The following is a 4976-nucleotide window of genomic DNA, read 5'->3' on the forward strand; positions in this document are numbered from 1 at the left end:
CTCTGGCAGTGACCGTCACTTCGTGACGGTGTGTCACTGCTTCGCGGTGACTTGCTCGGCTGCGCCGAGCCCCGGCCGATGGCCGGGCGGGGAGGACTGGCCTTTGGCCAGTTCGGTCGTCCGCTTCGCTCCCTCCCTGGGGGCCCGCTACGCGGGCGGCTGGCTACGGGGAGGGGTGGCCGGGCGGCTCTTCTTTGCGACTGCCCGTGGTGGTGTGCATCAAAACGTAGTCTAGATAGAGTCTGGGCCACCCCACACCCCCACGCTGCGGCTCTGTATGCCTTGCTGACGGCTTCTCACCCCTTCTCGGGGGGATGAGTCCAGACGGCTCGTCAGAGGCTCTGAGATGGGTACAGATCGCTACGTGGGGGCATCGACACCTGATGCAGCATGTACGGTTGGTGGATCGTGGCCACACCCTCTCTGAGGGGTGGTCACCGGCTGGCCGCTCTGGGCCTCTTGAGCGTTCGCAGCCCGCTGACCTGGGCAAACGCACTGCGGGCGACCCTTCGAGGGGGCCGCCCGCAATTTCTCTGACCGAATTACCTGGTCTAATGCCCGTCGCCCCGAATTGCCAGCGTGCAGACGAGTTTATCAAGACGATTATTACGGGCTTATGGAAAGGCTTATCCGGCCGCTTTGATTTGGTTACCAGATTCCGTCATCCTCTCGCAGGGTGGGGCAGTTGCAATCACAGATGCAGCCGCCTCCGCAGTTGGGGCATTCATCGCAGCAGTAATGCTTTCCGCATAGGCTGCATCGGCTTCCGCCGCAGTCCTCACAGGAGGGCGGGCGGTAGCTGTCTGAGAGGTACATTCACGCTTCCTTTCGGGTAGGAATGCCGACGGCCCCGGACTGTAGAGCCCGGGGCCGTCGTTGTGCAAATCAGCAGGTTACGCGGGTGTCTTGTCTTTCCATTCCCAGAGCCATTCCCTTAGCTCATCCTCGGTGTAGTAGGTGACCTTTCCGTCACTGATGCCTTCGGGAACGGTGATCCCGCGCTTCTCGGAACGCTGGAGCAGGTACTTGCGGGCGGTCTCGTAGCCCCACGGGAGGGTGCCGCGCTCGCAGTGCTCACGCAGGCTGTAGGTCTCCGGCAGCGCCTGGTCCTCGGCCACCTCGGCGGCAAGGCCGGCCGATGCTCCGGCTGTCCCGGCCGCTGTCCCCTCGGCCGTCCCGGAGGCACCGTGTCCCGGCTCTGACCTGGGGCTGGGCACCCCGACCCCCGTGCTGGCGTGGCCCGGGACAACCGTGGGGACCTTGGGTGCGAAGTCCCCGCCGGGCATGAACTCGGTGGTGGCTGCGGTCTCCTGTGCCTCGGCCAGGGCCTCGGGGGTGATCCAGGGTGCCATTTCCCCGTCATCGAACCATTGGGGCGCCTTTTCGCACGCTGCCAGCAATTCGCGGACTTCCGGGGTGATGTACGCGGGCTGGAATTCCCGGACGTACGCGTAATCTCCGCCCTCGGGGTCCATGCGCTTATCCGCGTAGGCTCCGCGGCCGGGGATTTCCGTGTCGTAGGAGAGGCGCGGCGCGTTCTGTCCGAATGCCACTCCCCACGAGACCATATCCTGCTTGCCTACCACAATCTTGGTGCCGATCTGCTTGCGTCCGATCGTCCCGCCGAACAGTGCATTGTCGAATTGCTGGCTGCCGACCACCACGCGGTGATTCGAGGAACGGCCCATCATGAGGATGATGGTGAACCAGTCGATAAACGGCGGGGCGCCCTTCTGCTTGATGCCGTGCTTCCACCAGGTGTAGGCGAACCGGATCAGCGTCGGGAGTTCGTCCACCACGAGCGTGCGTGGCGTCAGTTCGTCGCGCAGTTTCGGGTCTGCGCCTTCCTGAACGGCCTGCTCGGCGGCGAGGATGGACACCAGGAATTCCGCGAAGGCGCCGATGCATGCGCGGGTGGTGGTGTGGATGCGAACGCCCGACTGTCCGAATGCCTCGGCCATGGAATTCACCTTGGTGTCGAGGATGTCTACGAGCCCTCCGTGCTGCCTAGCATGGACAACGGCCATGTAGAGGACCGTGGATTTACCCGATCCGGTGTCACCGGCCACGCCCCAATGGGGAGTCGCGGTTTGCGTGAAAACAAATTGATCGACGATTTCATAACCCTCGATCGTCTTGCCCACGTAGACTTTATGGGCCGTGCCGGACGACTTCCATGCAACTTGGGTGGGCAGCTGGGGCATTGGGCGGGGTGCGGGCTTCGGCGACCACTGTGCGTAAGGGGAGCGGCCCGCGAGGTGGTAGCTGGCGACCCACTCACCGGGCACCTTGGCCTGGATCGCCTGCGCCATGAGGCTGCGCTCGCCCTCGGTGCCGGACCAGTGCAGGGGGACCCGGATGGTGATCCGCGCGCTCTCCGCGCTCAGGTCGTCCGGGATGCTCAGCCAGTAGTCCTGCCCGCGCTCCTGGTCCTCCTGGCCCAGGCGCAGCACCTGCGTGAGGGAGGCCCACAGACCCGGGCCGTAGGTCTCCGCGTCCGTGGCCTGGTAGCCCTTGCCCCAGGCTCCGGCCGTGACGAGGGTGACCGGCACCGCGGCCGCGAGCGCGAGGATCGTCCAGGCGGGTTCCAGGATCAGCCCGGCCGCCGTGGTCAGCCCGCCCACGCGGGCCGCTGAGCGCCCGGCGTAGCGCCAGTGGTGCCAGCGGCCCAGCCCCCGGCCCACGGTCCGCACAGCGGCCCATGTGGCGCTCAGACCCCGGCCCGCGGCCGCGACCGCCCGCGCGACCCACGGCGGCATCCGGGCCATGTCCGACAGCCGCTTGCTTAGCCGGTCCCAGTCGATGGCGGGGCCGGCGGTCGCGTCCGCGGCGGGCAGCGCGATGGCGCCCAGCTCGGCCGTGGACAGCGGGTCGGTGCTCACGGTGCCGGGGCGCCAGAACGAGGCGTTGGTGCGCGCCTTGCCGCGCATCTCCTTGCCGGTGAGGAACCGCCAGCACAGGGTGCAGACGCGCTTGGTGACCACGGCCAGCCCCTCGAAGGTGTCCTCAATGAAGGCGTTGGCGGGGCTGCCCTTGGCGGCGGGCTTGCCCTTCTCCTCGCGATGGCGGGTGCCGATGCCGTACAGCGCGCCCACGACGACCGCGCCGCCCACGAGCACGGGCATCCAGTGCCCGTGGGTGAGGGCGACAGCGTCGTGGATCAAGCCGGTTTGGTGGCCGGTGTGGTCGGTGCCGGATTCGGCTGCTGCCTGGTGGTAGATGCTCATGTGGTGCTCCCTGGTGCTCCGTGTCTGGGGATCACCCCCGCCCGGCAGGTGGTCTGCCAGGACGCTGGCCTGCCGGGCGGGTGAGATCCCTTGTGTGGGCGCTGCTACCGATCGTGGCTGGTGGGACTGACAGGCGGCACCCGAGAATCCGGGGTGGCGCTGGAAGAGTCCGCCGGGCCGGTTTTGTTTGTCCTGGTATTGCCGGTGTTGGGTGATGTGTCCGCCAACCCTCGGTCCCACAGCAGCAGTTGGCCGGCCACAGGTCCGCTCAGCCGCTGGAGCTGTGCCGGGGTCACGGTGCCGCGTGCCATCGGGCCTCCCGAGCAAGGGCCGGGCGCCCGCGGGCGCCCGGCCGGTCGGTCACTTCCTGCGCTGTGCGGCGCGCTCCTCGCGCTCCGCGTCCTGCCGCGCCTCCCGCTCAACCGCACGGGCCTTGACGGCCTCGATCTGCCGGTCGATGCCCCGGGTTGGGTGACCCTTGGCGGCCAGCCGCCCCACGAGGAGGGCGAGCTGGGCGGTCTCCCAGGCGGTGTAGCCGCGCTGCGGCTCCGGCCCGGTCACGGGTACCACCCCTGCTCCGGCTCGGCGGCCGGAGCCGCCTGCGGCTGCTGCCGCGCCTCCCTGACGTACCGGTCGACGGTCGCGGGCGAGACCTGCATGCCCATCGCGCCCAGGGTCTGCCGGACGGCCTCGGGGCTCATCCCGGCCCGTGCCAGCCCGTGGGTGAGGGTGCGGGCCGAGGGCGGACGCTGCGCGGGCACCCGCTCCTCGTCGTCCTCCGGCCCGGCGTCCTCCGCCGGGGGGTTCCCGGAGACCGGGCGGACGGGCGGGGGCGTCTCCGCGTCTGTGGCCTGCGGGTATCCGCCCATCCGCGGGGAGTCCCCAGAGATCCGGCGGGCGCTGCGGTGCCGCTCCACCTGCTCCAGCACCGTGGCCGTGCTGGCGCCCGCGTCCACGGCCGCCATCATCGAGCGGTTCGCCTGGTCCATGGCCGAGCGCCACTCGCGCCCGGCGGTGCCGTAGGTGGACGCGATCGCCCGTGCCCGGATCTGGTCGACGACCGCGCGGTTGACCGCGTCCTCCCGAACCGTCCACGGCTCCGGCTCCGGCTCGACGTCGAGCACCTGGTGCTCGTCGACGCGCTGCACCTGGTGCTCGTCGAGGCTGACGCCGTACTGCACCTCGACCGCGCGGCGGTGCGCTGCAGCCTGCCCACGCGCCCGCTCCGAGGTCCGGTGCACGGTCGCGGTCGCCAGCATCGCGTGCGCCTCGCGGTGCTCCGCGTCCACCCAGGCCTGCGTGTCCGGGTCCAGCTCACAGACCAGATGCGACAGCACCGTGCTCCACAGCAGCTTGGCGCCCAGCGCGATCCCGGCACCAAACGCGCCTTGTGCCAGCGCCCCATGCAGATGGCCGTGGTAGGTGATGGCACCGACGGACACCGCCAGCAGCGCCAGGCCCACCCTCCGGGCCCGGCCGCGCCGGTCGGGCTGGTAGCGGGCCAGCCACTCCATTCCCTGCACCGCCAGCCACGCCACATCGAATGTGATCGCGCCGCCGTACGCGGCCCACGAGCCGCCCAGCAGGTCACCGATCGAGTACGTGGACCACACGACGGTCACCAGGGACAGCAGCCCGGCGAGCGCCAGCTCACCGCGCAGCAGCATCAGATCCCAGTCCCGCGGAACAGCCGGCGGTTCCGCCGGCCGCACCACCGAGTGGGCCCGGCCCGGCCGGGTCACCGTCTCC

The 4976-nt window shown here is 69.6% G+C and carries 3 protein-coding genes; all 3 read right to left on the minus strand.

Annotated elements, in window-relative coordinates; genetic code table 11:
• Positions 1–893: 893 nt before the first annotated feature.
• Positions 894–3227, minus strand: a complete 2334-nt coding sequence (locus tag ACFC0B_RS40790; protein WP_375847194.1) for a type IV secretory system conjugative DNA transfer family protein — start codon at positions 3225–3227, stop codon at positions 894–896.
• Between the two features lie 360 nt (positions 3228–3587).
• Entirely contained in the window at positions 3588–3788 is a 201-nt protein-coding gene (locus ACFC0B_RS40795; protein ID WP_375847193.1) for a hypothetical protein, read from the minus strand.
• Positions 3785–4976, minus strand: a 1192-nt coding sequence (locus ACFC0B_RS40800; protein WP_376098549.1) for a hypothetical protein, incomplete at its 5' end; no start/stop codon positions are given. The genes ACFC0B_RS40800 and ACFC0B_RS40795, both read right to left, overlap by 4 nt.

The sequence above is a fragment of the Kitasatospora sp. NPDC056184 genome, assembly GCF_042268405.1.
In the GTDB taxonomy this organism is placed as follows: Bacteria; Actinomycetota; Actinomycetes; order Streptomycetales; family Streptomycetaceae; genus Kitasatospora.